19 protein-coding genes and 1 pseudogene are annotated in these 20,995 nt (G+C 60.4%); 11 read left to right on the top strand and 9 right to left on the bottom strand.

The features are described 5' to 3' along the window. The first annotated feature begins 107 nt into the window (after positions 1-107). The 8 genes from RFER_RS18440 to RFER_RS18405 all read left to right on the top strand — a co-directional run bounded on the left by RFER_RS18440 (position 108) and on the right by RFER_RS18405 (position 8,081). Entirely contained in the window at positions 108-902 is a 795-nt protein-coding gene (locus tag RFER_RS18440; protein WP_244095743.1) for an HD-GYP domain-containing protein, read from the top strand. A gap of 168 nt (positions 903-1,070) precedes the next feature. Next, positions 1,071-1,718 (top strand): nitroreductase family protein, encoded by a 648-nt coding sequence (locus RFER_RS18435; RefSeq protein WP_084795550.1) that lies wholly within the window; start codon positions 1,071-1,073, stop codon positions 1,716-1,718. Between the two features lie 133 nt (positions 1,719-1,851). Next, the gene (locus RFER_RS18430; RefSeq protein WP_011465901.1) at positions 1,852-2,214 is read left to right on the top strand and encodes an ArsR/SmtB family transcription factor; all 363 of its coding nucleotides are present in this window, start codon (positions 1,852-1,854) and stop codon (positions 2,212-2,214) included. A gap of 244 nt (positions 2,215-2,458) precedes the next feature. After that, a complete protein-coding gene (locus tag RFER_RS18425; protein WP_011465900.1) occupies positions 2,459-4,075 on the top strand; it encodes a tetrathionate reductase family octaheme c-type cytochrome in 1,617 nt (538 codons plus the stop codon). A gap of 14 nt (positions 4,076-4,089) precedes the next feature. Next, complete coding sequence (locus tag RFER_RS18420) at positions 4,090-4,716, top strand: cytochrome b/b6 domain-containing protein (protein ID WP_011465899.1); 627 nt, start codon at positions 4,090-4,092, stop codon at positions 4,714-4,716. A 45-nt stretch (positions 4,717-4,761) separates the two neighbouring features. After that, on the top strand, positions 4,762-6,531 hold the full coding sequence (locus RFER_RS18415) for a DUF3373 domain-containing protein (RefSeq protein WP_011465898.1): 1,770 nt from the start codon (positions 4,762-4,764) through the stop codon (positions 6,529-6,531). 74 nt (positions 6,532-6,605) lie between these two features. Beyond that, a complete protein-coding gene (locus tag RFER_RS18410; RefSeq protein ID WP_011465897.1) occupies positions 6,606-6,926 on the top strand; it encodes a hypothetical protein in 321 nt (106 codons plus the stop codon). 93 nt (positions 6,927-7,019) lie between these two features. Continuing rightward, positions 7,020-8,081: a rhodanese-like domain-containing protein gene (locus RFER_RS18405; protein WP_011465896.1), complete on the top strand. Its 1,062-nt coding sequence runs from the start codon at positions 7,020-7,022 to the stop codon at positions 8,079-8,081. A gap of 183 nt (positions 8,082-8,264) precedes the next feature. Here RFER_RS18405 and RFER_RS18400 read toward each other — a convergent pair whose 3' ends face one another. After that, positions 8,265-8,903 carry an MlaC/ttg2D family ABC transporter substrate-binding protein gene (locus RFER_RS18400; protein WP_011465895.1) on the bottom strand — a complete coding sequence of 213 codons (639 nt, stop codon included), beginning with the start codon at positions 8,901-8,903 and terminating at the stop codon, positions 8,265-8,267. Between the two features lie 196 nt (positions 8,904-9,099). Between RFER_RS18400 and RFER_RS24705 the strand changes: the two are divergent. Next, a pseudogene (locus RFER_RS24705) lies at positions 9,100-9,234 on the top strand (hypothetical protein); the annotation flags it as partial. A gap of 62 nt (positions 9,235-9,296) precedes the next feature. Here the strand turns inward: RFER_RS24705 and RFER_RS18395 are convergent. Then, on the bottom strand, positions 9,297-9,662 hold the full coding sequence (locus RFER_RS18395; RefSeq protein WP_011465894.1) for a carboxymuconolactone decarboxylase family protein: 366 nt from the start codon (positions 9,660-9,662) through the stop codon (positions 9,297-9,299). A 56-nt stretch (positions 9,663-9,718) separates the two neighbouring features. Between RFER_RS18395 and RFER_RS18390 the strand changes: the two genes are divergently transcribed. Then, positions 9,719-10,189, top strand: a complete 471-nt coding sequence (locus RFER_RS18390; RefSeq protein WP_011465893.1) for a PaaI family thioesterase — start codon at positions 9,719-9,721, stop codon at positions 10,187-10,189. Here the strand turns inward: RFER_RS18390 and RFER_RS23120 are convergent. From RFER_RS23120 to RFER_RS18360, 6 genes are all read right to left on the bottom strand, one after another. Next, a complete protein-coding gene (locus tag RFER_RS23120) occupies positions 10,153-12,675 on the bottom strand; it encodes a diguanylate cyclase domain-containing protein (protein ID WP_011465892.1) in 2,523 nt (840 codons plus the stop codon). The two genes, RFER_RS18390 and RFER_RS23120, sit on opposite strands and share 37 nt — an antisense overlap. Before the next feature lie 136 nt (positions 12,676-12,811). Continuing rightward, a complete protein-coding gene (locus tag RFER_RS18380) occupies positions 12,812-13,543 on the bottom strand; it encodes an ABC transporter ATP-binding protein (RefSeq protein ID WP_011465891.1) in 732 nt (243 codons plus the stop codon). After that, complete coding sequence (locus tag RFER_RS18375) at positions 13,540-14,733, bottom strand: ABC transporter permease (protein ID WP_011465890.1); 1,194 nt, start codon at positions 14,731-14,733, stop codon at positions 13,540-13,542. The genes RFER_RS18380 and RFER_RS18375 overlap by 4 nt, the downstream gene beginning before the upstream one ends. Continuing rightward, positions 14,730-15,926: an efflux RND transporter periplasmic adaptor subunit gene (locus RFER_RS18370; RefSeq protein WP_011465889.1), complete on the bottom strand. Its 1,197-nt coding sequence runs from the start codon at positions 15,924-15,926 to the stop codon at positions 14,730-14,732. The genes RFER_RS18375 and RFER_RS18370 overlap by 4 nt, the downstream gene beginning before the upstream one ends. A 15-nt stretch (positions 15,927-15,941) precedes the next feature. Continuing rightward, entirely contained in the window at positions 15,942-16,652 is a 711-nt protein-coding gene (locus tag RFER_RS18365; RefSeq protein WP_011465888.1) for a TetR/AcrR family transcriptional regulator, read from the bottom strand. Positions 16,653-16,881: 229 nt separating this feature from the next. Further along, complete coding sequence (locus RFER_RS18360) at positions 16,882-17,772, bottom strand: DMT family transporter (RefSeq protein ID WP_041792837.1); 891 nt, start codon at positions 17,770-17,772, stop codon at positions 16,882-16,884. 90 nt (positions 17,773-17,862) lie between these two features. Here RFER_RS18360 and RFER_RS18355 point away from each other — a divergent pair, with 90 nt between their 5' ends. Continuing rightward, positions 17,863-18,774, top strand: a complete 912-nt coding sequence (locus RFER_RS18355) for a LysR family transcriptional regulator (RefSeq protein ID WP_041790961.1) — start codon at positions 17,863-17,865, stop codon at positions 18,772-18,774. A gap of 77 nt (positions 18,775-18,851) precedes the next feature. On the opposite strand, the gene RFER_RS18350 is transcribed toward RFER_RS18355, so the two are convergent. Next, on the bottom strand, positions 18,852-20,945 hold the full coding sequence (locus tag RFER_RS18350; RefSeq protein ID WP_041792835.1) for a molybdopterin-containing oxidoreductase family protein: 2,094 nt from the start codon (positions 20,943-20,945) through the stop codon (positions 18,852-18,854). Positions 20,946-20,995: the final 50 nt, after the last annotated feature.

Genomic DNA, 20,995 nt, shown 5'->3' with positions numbered 1-20,995 from the left:
TGATACAAATTGATTCTTATTAAGTCGATGTCATTCAAGCTCGCGTACGGGGTGGATGATGTTGTCCATAAGTCGCGTTCAACAAAACGGCACTCTTTTAAGAATAATTGGAACCCAAACATGGGTTGGATGGTCAAAGGAAGATGGATAGAAAGCCGTTTCCTGTTCCCGAAAGCTTTTCTGCCGCCTGCTCAGAATGCGGCGCAGTCTCCCATGGGCGTCTCTATTTGCGGTCCGGCGACCAAAACACCTGTGAGAATTGCCTCCTCGATGCCCGCAAACATCTTGGTGGTTGGGGCGGGCACCCCTATGAATTGTTCGTCGAAGCAATTGCCGAGGCGATGGATTTAAGGGAAAAAGAGACTGGCCTGCATTCCAAACGTGTGGCGGCCCATACTCTTTTGCTGGCAAGACACCACTATCAAAAAGCTAAAGATCTTCAGGAAGTGTATTGGGGCAGCCTGCTCCATGACATCGGAAAAATCGGTGTACCTGATGCGGTGCTCTTGAAGCCCGGCAAGTTGTCCGATCAGGAATGGCAGATCATGCAAGAGCATCCACGCAACGGGCACCTCATCTTGGAAAAACTCCCGTTCCTGTCGATGGCCGCAGATATTGTTCTCTGTCACGAGGAGCGGTTTGACGGATCAGGTTACCCGGCGGGACTCAAGGGAGAAGCAATTCCTTTGGCGGCGAGACTCTTTGCCGTCATCGACACCCTTGATGCGATGACCTTTGATCGCCCATATCGTAAGGCACTGCCTTTCGAAACAGCACGGGCGGAAATACTTCGCATGGCCGGAACCCAATTTGATCCGCAGGCGGTTGACACGTTTCTTCTTGAGGAGTCAGCACTGCGGGAGGTGTCGGAGATGGAGTTTCTCTCGGCACACAGGACATAGCTGCATTGAGTTTTCAGGGTAGACCCCTGCCAGGCGCCAAGCGGGTTGGGGAGAACGGATTCCCCCGTGCGCGGTTGGACCGTCACGCATTCATTTCTTCTCCAGCGTGATTTGAATCAATAATATCTCGACGTCAGGTGTGATATTTTTGGTTTGAGGAGTTAAAAAATGAGTCACCTACCCCAATGCCCGGCTGGTATTTCGGCGGATGAGTTAGCAGATGATCCCACGGTTGGTTTGACTCAAGAAGCCATTTTTGCCGAAGCGTTGATCAGCTCCCGGCAAAACATTCTGCCCCGGCGCCTGAGCGAGCCCGGCCCATCGGCGGCACAAGTCGAACAATTGTTTCGCGCAGCCGCTGCGGCGCCCGATCATGGCCAGTTGCGGCCGTGGCGTTTTGTGCTGGTGCCAGCTCATAAACGCGCCGATCTGGCGGAAGTTTTTGCCCGCGCGCTGATGGATCGCGACGCCGGTGCCACCCCGGAGCAAATCGAGTCCGCGCGTGAAAAAGCGCATCGCGCGCCCTTGCTGATCTTGGCGGTGGCGTGCCTGGGGCCGCGTGAGCCCGATGTTCCGATGCTGGAACGCATGGTGTCAGTGGGGTGTGCCGTGCAAAACATGTTGCTCAGCGCACACAGCATGGCGTTTGGCGCCGGACTTACCAGCGGCCAGGCCATGTCTTCTCCGCACATGCGTACCTTGTTTCAATTGCAGGCGGGCGAAGAAGCGGTGTGTTTCATCAACGTGGGCACGGCCTCCAGACGTAAAGCGCCGCGCCTGCGTCCCGAGCCCACTGACTTTGTGACCAGTCTGTAACGCGTCTGGCGCCAGCGCCCCGTGTGGTTTTTGGCTTCGGTGCGGGTTATTGCCGGGGTCGATATTGCACAATGCCCGTATATTCGAATCAACTAGACGAAGAGACAAACTTTTCCGCGCCCGCGCCCACCCTATGACAAAGCTTAAAGCACAACCCATCCCCTCCGATCTCGATCGACCAGACGAAGTATTTGAGCTGGCCGCCGAGTTGTTTCGGGTCATGTCGGCACCGATGCGCCTGAAGATCATCAGTTGCCTGTGCGACGGCGAAAAGAACGTGAGCTATTTGCTCAGCAAAATAGGCACCACCCAGCCCAATATGTCGCAGCACCTGAACACCTTGTATCGACATGGGGTGCTCGGCAAACGCCGTGATGGCGTGCAAATCTATTACCGCATCATCGATGAGCGGATACCGGCGCTCTGCCGCGCTGTCTGCACCAAGATCGAGACAGAAGGCAATTTCAAGGCCGCCATGATCGGCACGGCCCACTAGCGGCTGCTTGCGCGCCGCCACATGCTTGGCTGGCGGCGGCTGTTGACCACATTTTTATCGGCTAATTCGTGCGCGGTAGCAGATAACCGCATCTGTAAATAAGCACACACATCTATAAGCACATACAAATACATTGATCTACATCAGAACTTTACATAGCGACAAATATTAGTATTTACCCTAATAGTGTTGCTGGTTCGCTATCGCAACTGGGCACTACCGCCTGTAAAGCGAGGAGTTCTTGATGCGTAGTCGATATCTACTGGTTGCAGCCCTGGCAGCTCTCTTTTTTGCCGTGGCAGCACCGGCGGCCACCAAGCCAGCACCGGCCGTAGCCGGGACCCCGGCAAAGTTGCAAACAACAGCTGACCACAGCAAGTTCAAGATCCTGGATCAGGATTTTGCTTCCGGCCCGGAGGTGACCAAGGCTTGCCTGAGTTGCCATACCGAGGCTGCCAAACAAATTCACCAGACACAGCACTGGAAGTGGGAGTTCATCAACCCCGACACCAAGCAAGTGTTAGGCAAGAAGCATGTTGTCAACAATTTCTGCACCTCGGTCAGGTCGAATGAGGCCGCTTGCAACAGTTGCCATATTGGCTATGGCTGGAAGGACGCCAAGTTTGACTTCACCGTGGAAGAAAACGTCGACTGCCTGGCCTGCCATGACCACACCGGCAAGTACACCAAGCCGAGTGGTTTTGCCGGCAACCCGGTCGCCCGGGACACCGAGTTTCCGGCGGGCTCGGGCAAGATCATCAAGGGCATCAACCTGAAAGAAATCGCCCAGAAGGTCGGGCCCACCACGCGTAACACTTGCGGTGCCTGCCACTTCAAGGGCGGCGGCGGTGATGGTGTCAAACACGGTGATCTGGACAGTTCTCTGGAAAACCCTGACAAGGCGCTGGACGTGCACATGGACACCAAGGGGCTGAATTTTTCTTGCGCCACCTGCCACAAGACCGATGATCACAAGGTCTCCGGCAGCCGCTACGCCCCCACGGCCAAGGACAAGGCACCGGCGCACATGCGCGGCGAGGCCGACAAGACCAGCCCTGACACCTGCCAGGCCTGCCACGGCCAAGCACCGCACCAGATCGTCAGGCTCAATGAGCACACCGCCAAGATCGCCTGCCAGACCTGCCACATCCCGGCCTTTGCGCGCGGCGGTGTCCCGACCAAGATGTCGTGGGACTGGTCTACCGCCGGCAAGCTGGACAAGGATGGCAAGTTCCAGACCATCCGGGACGAAAACGACTACGACACCTACATGACGATCAAGGGCGATTTCAAGTGGGCAGAGAACGTCACACCCGAATACGTCTGGTTCAATGGCACGAACAAATACACCCTGATCACCGACAAGATCGAGAAGGGCGACAAGCCGGTTCAGATCAACGGCTTTGAGGGCAGTGCCACCGATGGCAAGTCGATGATCTGGCCGATCAAGCTGTTCCGCGGCAAGCAGCAATATGACCCGATCAACAAGTCGCTGGTCATCACCCACCTGGCGGGCAATGACGACACCGCCTTCTGGAAGAACCTGGACTGGGTCAAAGCGGTCACCGAGGGCATGGCCAAAGGCGGCGTCAAGTTCTCCGGCAAGGTCGATTTCATCGAAACCGAAAGCATGTGGGCGATCAATCACATGGTGGCACCGAAAGAAAAAGCGCTGGGCTGTGTGGCGTGCCACGCCAAGGTCGGTCGGCTGGACAAGATTGACGGCGTCTATATGCCGGGTCGCAGTCGCGACCATGCCCGCTGGCTTGAAATCGGTGGCTGGCTTCTTGCTGCCCTGACCTTGCTCGGCGTCCTGGGCCACGGCCTGGTCCGCATCATCGTGAACAAACGCAATAGCTAACCGGGAGAACCTTCATGTCACGCGTCTATCTCTTCAAACCATTCGAGCGGCTCTGGCACTGGTGCCAGGCAGCATTGATCATTTTCATGCTGCTGACCGGCTTCGAGGTGCATGGAACCTATTCCGTCTTCGGCTTCGAAAAGGCAGTCAACTACCACACCATCGCCGCCTGGACGCTGGTGGGACTGTGGATTTTTGCCGCCTTCTGGCATATCACCACCGGCGAATGGCGGCATTACATCCCGACTACCAAAAATATCGTTGTCATTGCGAAATATTACTCATCGGGCATCTTCAAGGACGAGCCGCATCCGTTCCGTCCGAGCCTGAGCAACAAGCACAACCCGCTGCAACGGCTGACCTATCTGGCCGTGCTGACACTGCTCAGTCCGCTGCTCTGGTTTACCGGCTGGCTCTACCTTTTTTATGCGGACTGGGCGGCCTGGGGCCTGAGCAAACTGCAGTTGGAATGGATTGCCACCGCACACACTTTCGGCGCCTTCCTGATGCTGACATTCCTGATCTCGCATCTGTATCTCGCCACCACCGGCCACAAGATCACCTCGCAGGTCAAGGCCATGCTGACCGGCTGGGAGGATCTTGCTGCGGCTGAAGAACCCATGCCGGGCAAACGGCACTAGTGCTGAACGTTGAGTTTTTGTTGTTGTACTAACCAGGGAAATCTCATGAAAGTTGCTTTCAGAAAAAAGTTACTCGTCACTTTGGTGGCGAGCCTGTGGCTGCCTTTGGCCGCCTCCGCGGCGGACGCCGACTTGATGCAAAAGATTGAAGACCTGTCGCGCGAGCTTCAGGCTTTGAAGGCTCAGGTCACGGCCAATGAGCAAAAAGCGGCGCAAGCCCAGCCTCAGGCCACCGAGCTGGCCGACCTCAAGAACCAGGTCACCAAGCTCGAGGGCAAGTCGCTCAGCAAGTGGCTGACGGTGGGCGGTGACTACCGCTTCCGTTTCGACAGTCTGGAGGGGCAGAGCAAGACCTTCACCGATGTCAACGCGACCTTTATGAACGCGCAGAACACGCTGCAGAGTGAATTTTTTGCCAATCCTGCGGCGGCTTCAAGCCTCAACCCGGCGTGGACCACGGCCCAAGCGCTGTCCGGTTTGATGGGCTTCTCGCAAGCGATGGGCAAGGTCGCCACGTATGACCAGGCGAACGCCTTCCTCGGAGCCAATGCATCCATGGCGGGTGCCATGGGGGCATTCGCCGCAACGGTGCCCGCCTACAAACCCAAGAACACCAGCCAGTACAGCAACCGCTTCGGGCTGGACCTGGGGGCCAAGGCGACGCAGGACATCAGCGTCAACGCGCACCTGAACATGTACAAAGTGTTCGGCTCGCAGGATGAGGGCTCGGTCACCAATGCGGGCAGCGCGCCGTTCTTCGCCGACCGCGTGGGTGTCTTTGACGGCACGCTCGGGCACGTTCCCTCCAACAGCGCGCTGAATGTGGACCGCGTTTATGCCACCTGGAGCAACATCGGCGACGAACCGGTCTGGCTATCGGTTGGCCGGCGCCCCTCCACGGGCGGCGCGCCGGGCAATCTGCGCGACAACCGGCCTAATCCCGGCAACGGCGGCACACCCTCGATGCTGGTGGACTACGCCTTTGACGGCATGACGGTGGGCTACGCGCCGGACGTCGACGGCTGGCCGGGCGCCTATGCCAAGATCTGCTATGGCCGCGGCTTCGAGAACGGCTTCACGGACCCGAGGGGCAACTCGCTGAAGGACACCGACATGCTCGGCGTGGCGATTGTTCCCATCGACACCGACCCGCTGCGCGTCTGGCTGCAATGGAACCGCGGCATGAACATCTTTGATGCGCCGACGATGAGGAAAACCTACTTTGGCGACACCACAGCAAAAACCAACCTGGGCGATATCGACTGGTTTGGCATGGGCTTCATGAGCACGTTCAAGAACATTGGCCCGGGCAAACTCAATGTCTTTGGTGACTTGGGCGTGAGCATCACCCATCCGAACCAGAACGTCTCGGCGCAGTTCGGCTTCCAGGGTTTGATGACGGGTGGCTTCTTCAGCCCCGAAGCACCGACCAGCAAGACCGGCACGGCGATTGCATTGGGCGTGCGGTACGACCTGCCATCGAACTCGAAGTTCGGTCTTGAGTACAACCACGGCTCCAAGAACTGGATCACCTTCGCCCCGGCAGCCGATGACATGTGGACCGCCAAGGTCGGCACGCGCGGCGATGTGGTTGAGGCCTACTTCATTCAGGAGCTCGACCGCAAACCGATCTCGTCCTTCTTCAGCAAGGCGTTCTTCCGTCTCGGGGTGCAGTACTACAAGTTTGACTACACCGGCAGCAACAACTGGGTCGGCGCGCCAGTGGCGATCGGTGATGTGAATGGCCAGATGATGACCACGACACCGCTGGAAAACGCCACCAACCTGTACGCCACCTTCGAAGTCAAATTCTGACTTGACCACCCAAGCCGTTGAGCGCAAACGATTGCGCTCAACGGGCATTTATTAACTTACCAAAGGATTTTGAAATGAAAACCAAATTCTCCACCGTCGCTGTTTCCATCACGCTGGCTTTGGCTGGCCTGGCGTTTGCCGGCAGCGCCGCGGCTGACGAAGGCAAGATGGTCGGCCCGATCACCAAGATCACGATGGCAGCCGACGGCAAGTCGGCCACCGCCGTTCTGAAGGACACCAAGGCCGGTACACCCATCACCATCACCATCACCGATGACCTGACCCTGGACAAATTCAAGGACAAGCGCATTGTGGAAGGCGACGAGATCCGCGCCCGCTTCGAGAAGGACGGCAAGAACACGGCCAAGTCCTTCAAGAAGACGGCTGGCTGCTAAGCCCACCCAGCCACCCCAACAGTCAAGCTCCCCGGCCGCTCGGGGTGGCGATAGCGGAAAAGTGTGTCGCTCTCTCATGGAAGGAGTTCCGTCATGAAACGCTTGATTTTGGCAGTCGCCCTGGTCGCAACAACTCTGTCGGCCGCAATAAGCTGGAATGCCCATGCGGCAGAGCAGCAGCTCGAAGCAAATGAAGTAGCCAACGAGCAGATGGTCTCGTATTTCGAGCAGGGAATGATCGGAAAAAGTGTCTGGGTCGTTGACAGCCGCCCGGCAGGAAAATACAGCGCCGGTCACATCCCGGGCGCCCTGAGTCTGCCGCTGGACATGTTGAGGAAAGACGCCGCCAGCGCCGAGAAACTGGGCATTCCCAAAACCGGGAAAGTCATTTTTTACTGCGCGGGAAGAGAGTGCACGCTGTCCGTCGACTCCGCTGAGATTTTCAGAAAGATGGGCTATGCCGACGCCTGGGTCTACCGCAACGGTGTCCCTGGCTGGACGCAAAAAGCGCAGCCCCTTCTGGCCGAGGCGTCATTCGTTCAAAAAGGCAACCTGATTTTGATCGACACGTCGCCAGGAAAAGAGACCATCGTGACGGAATCGAACAAGCTGGTTCAGCTTTCCATCAGCGACTTCAAGGGCAGCCCAGGCCAGACCGCCCTGGGCACGCTGTCCAAAAATGCCCCCATCATCGTCGTTGGGCGCGGTGACCTGGACGCGGTCAATGCCACGCTGGAAGAACTGCGCGAACGCGATTTCCGCCGGCTGGCCTACTTTCCCTTGAGTGCCTGGAAAGGCGCGCTCGCCATGGCGCCTGCGCTCACGACGGTGACCTGGGCACCGGTCTACGGGCCGGGACAGGTCGCGCCAAAAGCCTTCGAAGAAGCGGTGGCTGCGGGCAAGTTCATCCTGGACGTGCGCCCGGTCGCCGACTATGCGCGGGGGCATTTCAAAGGGGCCGTGAGCCTTCCCATTGAAGAGATGGAAAAAGATTACGCCAAAATTCCCAAGGACGTTCCCGTCTTCGTCAATTGCGCGTCAGGCGCCAAGAGTCAAAAGACCTTCGACATCCTGGGCCGCAAGGGTTATGTCAACGTGTCGTACCTGGATGCCGAAGTGGCCTGCAAGGGTGAAATCTGCACCATCAAGGAATAAGCGTCAAGCCAGTGCGCCGCACTGGCTTGGTCCTTTGACCACCGCCATACCCGGCAAACCCATCCGTCATCGCCCGTTGGCATCAATCGCTATATAAAAAATAGCATATCATGTCTATTTGACGGGGGCTGCAGGCCGGTTTGGCATATATTTTTCAAGTTGCGCCCGACGATCACCGGGTGATCAACCTTTGCTGGCATTGACCTTGTTTCGGTCTGCCAAGGTGGCAATCAAACCGTCAATGCCTTTGGTGTTGACCTCCTGGGCGAACTGGCTGCGATAGGTTTCCACCAGCCACACACCCATCACGTTCAGGTTGTAAATTTTCCAGCCAGCGCCGTCACCGCTGGTTCTCTCCAGCCGGTAGTCGAGCTGAACCGGGTCGCCACGACCCTTGATTTCGGTACGGACCACCACCTCTTTGTCTTGTGGCGAGGCGCGCAGGGGCATGACCACCACGCTCAGGTCAGCGACCTGGGCCACGGCGCCGGCGTAGGTGCGCACCAGCAAAGTCTTGAACTCGTCCTGCAAGCGCTTTTGTTGCTCCGGGGTGGCTTGTCGCCACGCGGGGCCGACCGCAGAAGCGGTCATGCGTTTGAAATTCATGTGTGGCATGACCGTCGCATCCACCAGCGCAATGATGGTTGTCACATCACCCGTGCGGACCGACGCACTGGCCTTGATGCTGCCCAGTACCTCGGTCGACAGCCGGGTAATCAAGGCATTGGCCGCTTCATCTGCCGCCAGCGCTGGCAAGGCCAGCAGATTTGAAGTGCTCATCAGCAGCACGGTAAGCCAACGTGTCAATCTGCGTCGGTTCATGACTGGGTTCCCTTGGGTTGAACTGCTCTCGATTTATATATCTATCTATGCTTATATATTGTAGTAGTTTTGTTGAGCTCACGCAAAGTCGCTCAGAGGTGATGCAAGTGATTTTTGGCGGACACCCCATGAAATTACGCCTGCGCCGCGACGCCTAGCTTTGGTCGCTGGACAGGATCAGCGCTTCAAAGTCACGGTGTCGGGCTTGCCCGGGCTGGTGGTGACCTCAGACAATGAGTTGACGGTGCCGGCAACGCAGGCGCGCTCGCTGGTGGTGCGGGCCCAGTTGCCACCCGATGTGGCGCCGCCCGGCTCACATCCGATCAAATTCGAAATTGAATCAATGGACATGCAGGTCCATGATGCAGAGCAATCCGTGTTTTTGGTGCCAAATCAAGGCTGGCTGATGCTTGCTGCAGGGGCCATGCTCTCCCAGGCCTTGAGCGCTTCTGCGGCATGCATCAGCGCCGGGCCGCCGCCCATGTACACGCAGACGCTGAGCATTTCTTCCAGCTCGGCCCGGGTGCAGTTGAGCTTGTGCAAGGCCTTGACATGAAAGCCGATGCAGCCAGAACACCCTTGCGTGATGCCAATGGCCAGGGCCATCAGCTCCTTGTTTTTGGCGCTGATGACACCCTCGGCCATGGCAGCCCGTGCCATTTGCCCGAAACTCTGCATGACCTCGGCCTGCGTCTTGCGAAATGGTGCCAGGCCTTCATTGATATCCTGAATCAAGCCAGCATGGTCAAAAGTGCTCATCATCATTCCTTAAAATATCAGTTGTTAATTATATATTTAGAGAGACTGGAAAGACCATGAAAGCATTTCAAGACTATTACCCTGAAAACCTGGCGCACTGCTATGGCTGCGGCTCCAAAAATGACCATGGGCACCGCATCAAAACCTTTTGGGACGGTGAAGAGACCGTGACCCATTTCACGCCGGAGCCGTTTCACACCGCCATTCCCGGTTTTACCTACGGTGGGCTGCTGGCCTCACTGATTGACTGCCACAGCACCGGCACCGCGGCGGCGGCCATGTACCGGCAGGAAGGCCGTGAGATGGACACGCTGCCGGCGTTCCGCTTTGTGACGGGCTCGCTGCACGTGGACTATCTCAAGCCCACGCCAATTGCCGGGGTCCTGGAAATTCGAGGCCGGGTGAAAGAAATCAAGGGCCGCAAAGTGGTGATTGAAACCACCGTGTACGCCGCTGGCGTGGCCACCGCGCGCGGCGAAGTGGTGGCGATTCAGATGCCGGAAAACTTCGGTGCAGCCAGCGTCTGAACGCCTGGGGTGGCAAACAGGGGGAAAAAAGCGCTGTCTGTGTGCAACATGTGGCCCGCGACCAGCTCGGTCACCAGAAATTTGACCAGTTCACCCTCGGTGGCATCCCCTGCATCTGCCGCCAGCGCTGAAAGGTGCAGCGCGTGTGCCCGCGCCAGCAGTACCTGATGCTGGCGCGCATGGTCCGCCATGCCGGCAAAGCCGTGCGCCAACAAAATAGCTTCTTCATGCGCAAAGTGCTCCACCACGTGCGCCAGCAGCGCCTCAAACGCGGCCTCGAATGCGGCCGGCTGCTGCCGGCGCAATGCCGCCTCGTCCAGCAGTGTGTTGGCCAGCCGGAACAGCGTTTCATGCTCCTGATCAATCACCGGGTTGCCGCTGGCAAAAGCGGCTTTCCAGCGCAGGTGAACATGGGACTTCGGCGCCGGGTCGCAGGCCTCGGGGGCGGGCGCTGACAATGGCTTCACGCACAGCTGCACGGCATTGCATCCGCTCTTTTTTGCCCGGTACATGGCCTCATCGCCCAGACGCAACAAGTCTTTTTCGGTCTCGCCATGGTCCGGGTACAACGCCACGCCGATGCTCGACGAAATGCTCAGCACGAGACCCTGGGTGGTCACAAAATCCTGCGCCAGCGCAGCGCGAATTTTTTCGGCCACCGCCAGTGCCGCGTCGCTGGTTTGCAGGTCAGGCAGCAGCACCACAAACTCGTCACCGCCCAGGCGCGCGGCGGTATCAGATTCGCGCAGGCACGCCTGAATGCGCTGTGCCACGGCATGCAGTACCCAGTCTCCGACCTCGTGCCCGAGCGCGTCGTTGATCGGCTTGAACTTGTCCAGGTCGATAAACAACAGCGCCAGGCGAGTTTGGGCCCGACGTGCGCGCACCAGCTGTTGCGTCAGTCGTTCCAGCGCCAGGCGCCGGTTGGGCAAATGGGTGAGGGGGTCATAAAAAGCCAGATCACGCACCTGCTTTTCCATCTGGATGCGTTCGGAAATATCTTCAAGTGACACCACCGCACCTTGCAGCGCCTCGCCTTGCAGTGGGGTCACGCTCATGCTGAACCAGCGCTGTTGCTGTGAAGAATGGCACGTATATTCGAGGTAGAAACGCGGCGAGCGACCGTCCAGCACGGCCTGAATGCCGTCTTGCGCCGACAGTGTGCCGCTTGCGGCGGGATCAGCCTCGACGCTTTGACAGGCTGCGAGGTAATTGGCACCCACCTCGGTGCTGCTTGCGCTCTGCCCGAGCTCGGCTGCACACGCTTGCGAACAACGCCGCCAGGCATCGTTAACCGTCAAAATGACGCCGTTGCGATTGAGCACGGCAATTTCGGCGGTCACTGAATTGAGCACCGCTTGTTTGAAGATCTCACTGTCCTGCAGCACTTTTTTCTGTTGCGCCAAGGTGTCGAGCAGCCGGTTAAAGCCACCCACCAATTGGCCGATTTCGTCTTGCCGAACCACGGGCAGTGCTTGTGGCGGCTGGTTGTGGCGCACAAAGCCGTCCAATGTGTTGACTGCCGCCGTCATGGGGGCGAGCTGGCGTCGCAGCATCAGCCAGATGAGGGTCAAGCAAAAAAGGGCCAGCACCAGTGCGGCCAGCCGGCCGCGTGGCTGGATCGCCTCAATCAGGGCAAAGGTTTCCTCGGGCGCGAGTGTGACGGAGGCGTACCAGTGGGCCAGGGGAATCTGCCGGATGCTGACCAGCACCTCAACGCCATGCGGGTTGACCACCCGTGCCGTACCCTCAAAACCCTGCACAAAACGGTCAATCCAGGGGCTAATGCCAGGGGCGGGCAGGACTTCCATCAAGCGCGGTGTGTCGGACGTGGCAAAAATCAGCCTTTGGCGCGCGTCCAGCAGAAAGAAGTTGCCGGTCTTGCCATAACGGTGCGAGGCCAATTGGCTCAAAAAGTTGGCTTGATCCAGCCGAATAACACCTGCCAATGCGCCGATGACCTCGCCCTGGAGGTTGCGAATCGGCACGGCCATGGCAAACGCAGGCGCGTTTGGCTTGCTGTGAAAGTGAATGCGGCCAATGACAGCTTCGCCGTCCTTGAGAACCGTGGCCAACTCTTGCGGATCAAGCGCGTTGGCGACAAGCCCGTCTTTCAAGAATTGCATGTTCGCCTGCAACACCCCTTGCCGGTTCCAGATCATGGCGCCGCTATTGAACAGCCCGGCCAGAAATGGCCGTTCAAGCAGGAAAGCGTTCATCGCGGCCTGGTCGTCCACCTGCGTCGGACTGACCCTTGAGGCGACTGTTTTCAGGATGTCCAGCCGGTCTTGCAAGCCGTGATTGACTTCAGCGGTCAGCAAGTTCAGGGCTGAACGCTGTTGTTCGCCGGTAAAACGCAGCAGTTCTTCGCGCAGCAGCCCTTTCATGTAGGAGGCCAGCGACAAGAAGCTGAGCACCACGATGAGCAGCGTCAGCAGGGTGACGCGGGTTTTGAGCGACTGCGGCTGAAAGCGCTGGAGGAACATGCAGGCAGGTGTAAGTGAATGTTGCGGTGCCTGATGATATTGGATACTGCTTCACCCCACAGTGAACGGCAGCTATTAACCAGATGCGCATCACCCAACATCATCGTGGCGGGCCTTAAATGTTGCAGCCTGCTTTTTAAAGCGACCTGCCTTCGCCTGCTTCTTCCACTGTTTTTCCATCGCGGATGTGGTAAATCCGCTTGAAGATGGGGATGATCTTTTCGTCGTGGGTCACCACGATGATGGCCGTGTGCGCTTGCACAGCCATCTGGTTCAGGATGCGCATCACACCCAAGGCGCGCTCGCTGTCCAGCGGCGCGGTGGGCTCGTCCGCCAGAATGACCGGCGGGCGATTCGCCAAGGCGCGGGCAATCGACACCCGCTGTTGCTCGCCGCCCGAGAGCTGGGAAGGTTCCGCTTTGGCGCGGTGCTGCACATCCAGCGCGGTGAGCAGCTCCAGTGCGCGCGCCCTTGATCGCGCGTTGGCCACCCCCGCCAGCATGGGGAGCAGCGCCACGTTGTCGGTCACGTCCAGAAACGGAATCAGGTACGGCGCCTGAAAGATGAAGCCAATGCGGTCGCGCCGCAGCGTGCGCAGGTCGGCCACTTTCCAGCCATTGTCATAAATCACGTCAGCCCCAAGGGTCATGCGCCCTGACGTGGGCTCAATGATGGCTCCCAGGCATTTCAGCAGCGTGCTCTTGCCAGAACCCGATGGGCCCACCAGGCCAACGACTTCACCGGGGGCCACAGACATGTTGACGTTCTTGAGGGCTTCGACCGCGCTGTCGCCCTTGCCATAGACCTTGCGCAGGCCTTCAATGCGGATGCCACCTGGCTCAGTTGTGCGGGTTGTCCTGGTGCTCATCCGATCGCCTCCGCCGGGTCCACTCTGAGCGCCACGCGGATCGCCAGCGTACTGGCCAGCGCGCATATCACCAGCGTGGCCGCCAGGCCGATGAGTGCGTCTTGCGGCATCAGCAGCACAAATTTCGGGAACACCGGCGCCCACACCGTGGCCGACACCTTGCCCACAATGAAGCCGATCAGCCCCAGGCCCAGCGCCTGCTGCAAGATCATGCCGGCAATGGTGCGGTTGCGTGTGCCGATCAGCTTGAGCACCGCAATCTCGCGGATCTTCCCCAGCGTCATGGTGTAAATGATGAAGGCCACAATGGCAGCACTCACGACCGCCAGAATGGCCAGAAACATGCCAATTTGTTTGGCTGAAGTGGCAATCAGCTTGGCCACCAGAATGTCTTCCATGCCCACGCGGGTGTACACCTGCACATGCTTCCAACGCGTGAGAGACTCAGCCACCTCGTCGGCCTGCCAACCGGGCTGCAGCTGGACCAGCACCGCATTGACGTTGTGGCTGCTGGCCTGCAGGCCTTGCACCGCTTCCAGCAAGCCGGGCACGCCGGGGCGATTGAAGGCCGGGTTGGTCGCCGTGCGGGTGCGGTCATTGACGATCGTGTCGTTGTCCTTCAAAAACTGCGCCTCTTGCGCGTCTTTCAAAGGGATGAACACCATCGGGTCGCCGCCAGACGACACCATGCGCTGCGTCAGGCCCACGACGCGGTAGTTGTGGCGGCGCACCTGCAATTCTTCGCCCAGTTTGAAGCCGGTTTTGATATCGACCACTGCTTCATAGTGATCGCGGGTGAGTTGGCGGCCAGCCACCAGATAGCCCGGTTCGCCGGGCTGGCCCGGCTCAATGCCGACCACCATCACGCGCACTTCGTCGCCACTGGCTTTTTGCACCTGCTGGGTCAGGTAAGTGACGTTGGACGCCTGGCCCACACCGGGCATGCCGCGCACGCTGCGCACCACGTCGTCTTTCAGGCTGGATGCCTCGGCATAGGGGCCTTGGGTGTCTTTTTGCACCACCCACAGGTCCGCGCCGCTGTTGGTCAGGAGTGCCTGCGCATCATTGACCATGCCACGGTACACCCCGCCCATTGTCAGCGTCACGCCAATCAGCAGCCCCAGCCCGAGGCCCGTCAGGGCAAACTTGCCCCAGCCGTGCAGAATGTCGCGGCCTGCCAGGCTGATCATGGCTTGCCTGTTGGTTGGGCCAAGGTCTCCACCACCTTCACGCGGGCACCGGCCTTGAGGGCTTTTTCGCTGTAGACCACCACGCGCTCACCTTGGCCCAGTCCTTTGAGCACCTGCACCTGACCGTCCAGGCTGCGGGCACCGAGTTCTACCGGGGCAAATTCCGGCCTGTCGCCATTGAGCCGCCAGACACCGGTTTGTCCGTTTTGACGTTGTACGCTGGCGTTGGGCAGCAGCAGGGCGGGGGCGGTGGCGGGCAGTTGCAGGGTGACTTCTGCCATTTCACCCACCGAGATACCTGGGGGCGGTTCGGCAAAAGCCACTTGCGCGATACGCTCTTCAGTCACGCTGTCAGCCAGCAACTCAATGCGCGCGACCTGGCCGGGCAAGGTGGTTTGCGGTTGTGAGCGCAGCACAATGCCGCCCTGCAAGCCGGGCGCCAAGCCGGCCGAGCGGCCCTGGTCCACCCGCAATTTCACCCACAGGCTGCTCGGATCGATCAGACGCAAGACCGGTTGGCCCGCCACCACGGTGCTGCCGGCCTCGGCATCGCGGGTGGTGACCACGCTGTCAGCCGGGGCCAGCAGGCGCACATTGCTGCGTTGCTGCGCCAGACCGGCGCGCTCGGCTTTCAGGCGGCTCATGTCTTGGCCGCTACCCGCCAAATTGGCCTGCGCCGCCTGCACGGCGGCATCGGCCGAGGCCTGTTCTTGCAGCCGCGCGTCAAGTGCGCCGGGGCTGATGAAGTTTTGCCGCGCCAGGTCCTGGTTGCGCTGGGTGTTGGCGGCTGCCAGTGCGCGCCGCGCGGTGGCATCTTTCAATTGCGCTTGTGCCGCCGTCTGTGCGCTGCCGGCCCGTGCCAGTGAGGCATCGAGCGCGCTCAGGCGCTGTTCCAGGTCAATCGGGTCCATTTCGGCCAGCAGTTGCCCGGCCTTGACCACATCACCCACGTCCACTTTGACGTTCAATACCCGGCCCGCCACCGTGGGGCCGACCATCCAGCTGCGGCGCGCCTCGACCGTGCCGATGCCAAAAATGGCGGGGCCCAATGTGCCCTCATGAACTTGCGTGACCGTGATCTTGATGGGGGCCAGCGGCCCGGTGCGCAGCGACACAAAGGCGATCGCGCTAACCAGAGCCAAGGCAAGCGCGCCCAGGGCGAGGCGGCGCAGCAACAGGGGATTGGGTGTCATGGGGTTCTTTCTGAATCAAAGGGGCGCTTGGGCAAGCAGGCCGCGCTGGAAGATGGCAAATACGCCAGGGGCTTGTACGGCCATGGCGGGCACATCACCAGAGATCATTGCTTGCATCACCAGCCCCTGCACCGAGCCGATGAACAGAACGGCAGCAGCCCGTAAATCGATATCTGGCGCCATCGCTTTTTGTGTTTGGACTTGCTGCAAGAGTTGCATGAGCAAGCGCCGGTACTGCAGCAGCAGATCCCGCACGCGCGCTTTGAGGGCGGTGTCGTGTGGCTGTTGCAACTCCTGAAAAATCACGCGCGGCACGCCGGGGTGCGTCACCACAAAATCCACGTGGGCCATGAAGACAGCTTGCAGGGCGGTCAGTGCCGAGCGGTTTGAGCCCGAGCTTGGTGAAACCAGGGCGGGTTGGGCTGATTCGGGTCCGCTGGGCGGGATCTTCATCGCGGCGGATTCTGCTGCCTGGGCCCCTTGCGCGGCAGCTTGCAGGCGGCTCATCAGCGTTTGAGTAACCCAGTCCAGCACCGCCAGCCAGATGGCTTCTTTGCTGGCAAAGTGCCGAAACACGGCGCCTTGGGTGATGCCGACCGCCTGCGCCAGGTCGCCCGTCGTGATGTCCGCCGGGCTGCGCTGCGCCGCCAGCCGCAACGCGGCTTCAACCAGGCTGGCCTGACGCACCTCGGTGCGCTGCTTGGAAGGTTTGTCGATGACTTGCATGGAGACAGAAGTAATTAATCAATTACTTATTGTAAAACCATGCGTCAATGGATGGCGTGAAGCTTGGGTAAAGTTGTGTCGCTCCCACGAAGGCTTGTTTTCACGAAAACTGCCTGTAGCCCCCGTGTTATATGCTTAAGTAGCTACTGTAAATATAGCAAAATCAATTCTGCTTTCAGGCTCGCTGGTCGCGTCTGCGCCAACCGGCCAGCGTGCTATTTGTGTGGTCTTAGCTGCGCCGCCACGTGGTCCACAGTGCCGCCAACACAATCAGCCCGCCGCCCAGCCAAGCCGTGGCGCTGAGACTCTCGCCCAGCCAGAGCACCGCAAACAGGGCGCCAAAGGCGGGCTCGGTGCTGGTCAGCAGGGCAACCCGGCTGGGCGCGCTGTGTTTGAGGGCCCAGTTTTGGGCAAAGAAGGCAAACACCGTACAGCCCAGCACCAGGTACAGCGTGGCCTGCCAGAAGGTAGCCTGGGTCGGCAGCGCAGACAAATCACCGGGCATCAGCAGGGCCAGCAGCAGGCTGCCGATGCCAATCACGCCGGCCTGCACGGCCGTGAGTGCCAGTGCCGATGCACTGCTGTGGCGGGTGAGCTGGCTGGTCTGGCACACCGTGATGGCGCGCAGCACCGCCGCGGCCAGCATCAGGCCGTCGCCCCAACTCAAGCGGCCAGAGATGCCGCCGCCAAGCAACGCCGCCCCCAGCAGTGAAATGGCCGCAAACACAAACATGGCCTGCGCCGGACGGCGGCCCAGCAGCCACCACTCGGCAAACGGCGTCAGCACCACGCACAGGCTGATCAGAAAAGCGGCGTTGCTGGCCTGGGTATGGGCGACACCAAATGTTTCACACAAGAAAATGCCCAGCATCAGCATGCCCAGCGGCAGGCCCGTGCGCAGGGCATCGCGCTTTTGAACGGCGGGTGCGCGCAGCAGTGCCGGCAGCAGCAGGACAAAGGTCAGCGTAAAACGCACCGCCAGAAAGCCCAGTACCGGGTAAAAAGCCAGAGCCCCTTTGGCCACGCCATAGCTGGTGCCCCAGACCATGGCCACCAGCAGCAGGGTGAAGTCGGACAGGCGCAGCAGGTGTTTGGGTTGGGGCAGGGTCAAGGTGGTCATGGCAAATAGGGGAAAGCAGAAGCGGGTGGCCATGATAGATTTGGTTTCATTTGGTGATAATTCAGCCATGAAGAACATCACCTGTGCGCCGTGAGCATCAATAGCCCGCTTGATAACCTGCCTGACATGGTGGTATTTGCCCGTGTGGTGGATGCCGGCAGCTTTTCGGGCGCGGCCCGTCAGTTGGGTTTGACCCCGTCAGCCGTGAGCCGCCAGGTGGCACGGCTGGAGGGGGTATTGCGGGTGCGGCTGCTGGAGCGCACCACCCGCAAGCTGCGCCTGACGGAGGCGGGCAGTGCCGCGTTCACGCGCTGCCAGGCCTTGGTGGCGGCCGCGCGCGAGGTGATGGCCCTGAGCGACAGCCAAAGCGCCACACCGCGTGGGCTGGTACGGGTGAGCATGCCCAAAGCCTTTGGCAGACAGGTGGTGCACCCGCTGATGCCTGCGTTCCTGGCACGCTACCCCGAGGTGGATGTGCAACTCATCATCACTGACCGCACGGTGGACCTGTTTGAGGAGTCCATCGACCTGGCCATTCGCATCACCGATGTACCACCACCGGGCCTGGCGGGCCGACCTCTGACATCGATTCGCCATCTGGTTTGCGCCAGCTCGCAGTACCTGGCAGCGCATGGCACGCCAGCGCACCCGCGTGATCTGGTGCAGCACAGTTGCCTTTACCTGGGCGAGGACGAGCGCGACCGCCACTGGCGTTTTCAAAGAGGGGCTGAAGAAGCCACGGTGCGGGTCAGCGGGCGCTATGTGGCCAATCACAGCGAAGTGCGCCTGGACGGTGCGCGGCAGCATCTGGGTATTGCCAGCCTGCCTGAATTTACCGCCCGCGAGGCCCTGGCCAAGGCGGACTTGGTGACGGTTCTGGATGACTGGGAGCACAAGACCGATTACGCCGGCACGGCCTGGCTGCTGTACCCGCCGAATCGCTTTCTGGCGGTCAAGTTGCGCGTGTGGATCGATTTTCTGGTGGCCGCATTGGGGCCCTGAGTTTGTCTATAAAAAGCGCTTCTAGCCCAATGAATACAATCGTAGGTAGCTATCTTAGTTATAGCATCCAGCGGTGTTCATGAAGCCTGGTCCGCCATCACCTGCACCAGGCAGTCGTAAAACGTGGGGCCGCCGCCCAGGTCGGTCAGGTTTTGACTGGTGAGCTGATTCACATTGGTGCCGCTCAGGCCCAGCTTGCGCCACCACACGCCCAGGCCATTGACTACACCGGGGCGCGCGCGCCGGGAGATTTCTGCCTTGCAGCGGTACTCGCCACGGGCGTTGAAGACACGCACGACGTCGCCGCTCTGGATGCCACGCGCCGCCGCATCGGTCGCATGCATTTCCAGCAGCGGCTCGCGCTCCGAGTCCTGCAGGCTCCGCACATTGACGAACGTGGAGTTCAGGAAATTGCGCGCGGGTGGCGAGATCATGGCCAGCGGATACAGCGGCGACGACGCAAACGCTTCGTAGTTGGGCACATGGTCGGGCAGGCCGTCCAGCCCCTGCGCCGCCAGCCGGGCGCTGAAAAACTCGCATTTGCCGGAGGGCGTGGGGAACTTGCCCTGGGCAAATGGTGCCTCGGGTGTTTTCAGCGTGGCAAAGCCGTGATGGAGCAACTCGTCAAAATCAACGGCGTCGCCATAGGCCATGCGGCATAGCGCCACGTCATCGTCGGCAAAGCAGGGCTCGGTGAAACCCATGCGCGCGGCCAGCTCGCGAAAAATCTGCGTGTTGGGTTTGGCCTCGCCCAGCGGCGCAATGGCCGGGCGATTGAGTAGCGCATCGGTGTGGCCGTAGCTCGAATGCACGTCCCAATGCTCCAGTTGCGTCGTGGCGGGCAGGATGTAGTCGGCATAGTCGGCGGTGTCGGTCTGGAAGTGCTCCAGCACCACAGTGAAGAGGTCTTCCCGCGCGAAGCCCTGCACCACCTTGGCCGACTCGGGCGCGACCGCCACCGGGTTGCTGTTGTAGACGATCAGCGCCTCAATCGCCGGGCCGAAAGCCGTGCTGGCCGGGCGCAGCAGCTCGTCCCCAATGGTGCTCATGTTGAGGGTGCGCGGGGTTTTGCCGGCCAGCAGGTCGGGCCGCTGCAGTGCCGCTTTTTTAACCGGGAACATGCTCGAACTGGAGAGCAGGACACCGCCGGCGCGGTGGCGCCAGGCGCCAATCAAGGCGGGTAGAGAGGCAATCAGGCGCACGGCATTGCCGCCGCCGTGGACGCGTTGCATCCCATAGTTGATGCGGATCGCCGCCGGCGCACGGCTGGCCGCACAGGCACCGTAGTCACGGGCCAGGGCACGGATCTGCTCGGGGTTGATGCCGCACACCCCCGCGGCCCGCTCCGGTGACCATTGCAGCGCCCGCTCACGCAGCAGGTCCCAACCCAGCGTGTAGTGCGTCAGGTAGTCGTGATCGAGCCAGTCGTGGGTGATGAGCTCGTGCATCAGCGCCAGCGCCAGCGCGCCGTCGGTGCCGGGCAGCAGCGCGATGTGTTCGTGGCATTTATCCGCCGTTTCGCTCAAACGCGGGTCAATGCAGATCAGCTTGGCGCCGTTGCGCTTGGCCACCTGGGCGTAGCGCCAGAAGTGCAGGTTGCTGGCAATCGAGTTGCTGCCCCAGATCAGGATCAGTTGGGCTTCGGCAAAAAATTCGACCCGCATGCCGACCTTGCCGCCCAGGGTCTGGGTCAGCCCCTCGCCGCCAGCGGCGGCGCAGATGGTGCGGTCCAGCAGGGAGGCGCCCAGTTTGTGGAAGAAGCGGGCCGACATGCCGTCGCCCTGGATCAGCCCCATGGTGCCGGCGTAGCTGTAGGGCAGGATGGCTTGCGCCGCTTGCGGCCCCCGGCTGGAGATGGTTTTGAGTCGGGTCGCGATGTCCTGCAACGCGTCGTCCCAGCTCACGCGCTCGAACTGGCCGGCGCCCTTGGGGCCGACACGTTTGAGCGGGTGCAGCAGGCGCTCGGGGTGGTAGGTGCGCTCGGTATAGCGCGACACCTTGGTGCACAGGGCGCCGTCGGTATGCGGATGGGCCGGGTTGCCCTGCACCTTGATGGCGATGCCGCCGGCGACGGTGGTCAGCATGGAGCAAGTGTCGGGACAGTCGTGCGGGCAGGCGCCCAGCACCTGGGTCGGGGTGGCGTCAGAGAGGGGGGAGGAGCTTGGATTCATGGACTTGGAATGCGGCATGCCCCCATTTTGGCGCAATACCAAACGGCATG

The organism is Rhodoferax ferrireducens T118 (assembly GCF_000013605.1).
GTDB lineage: Bacteria > Pseudomonadota > Gammaproteobacteria > Burkholderiales > Burkholderiaceae_C > Rhodoferax > Rhodoferax ferrireducens.
Note: the sequence above shows the minus strand (reverse complement) of the source record. Positions and strands in the feature narration are given on the sequence as shown.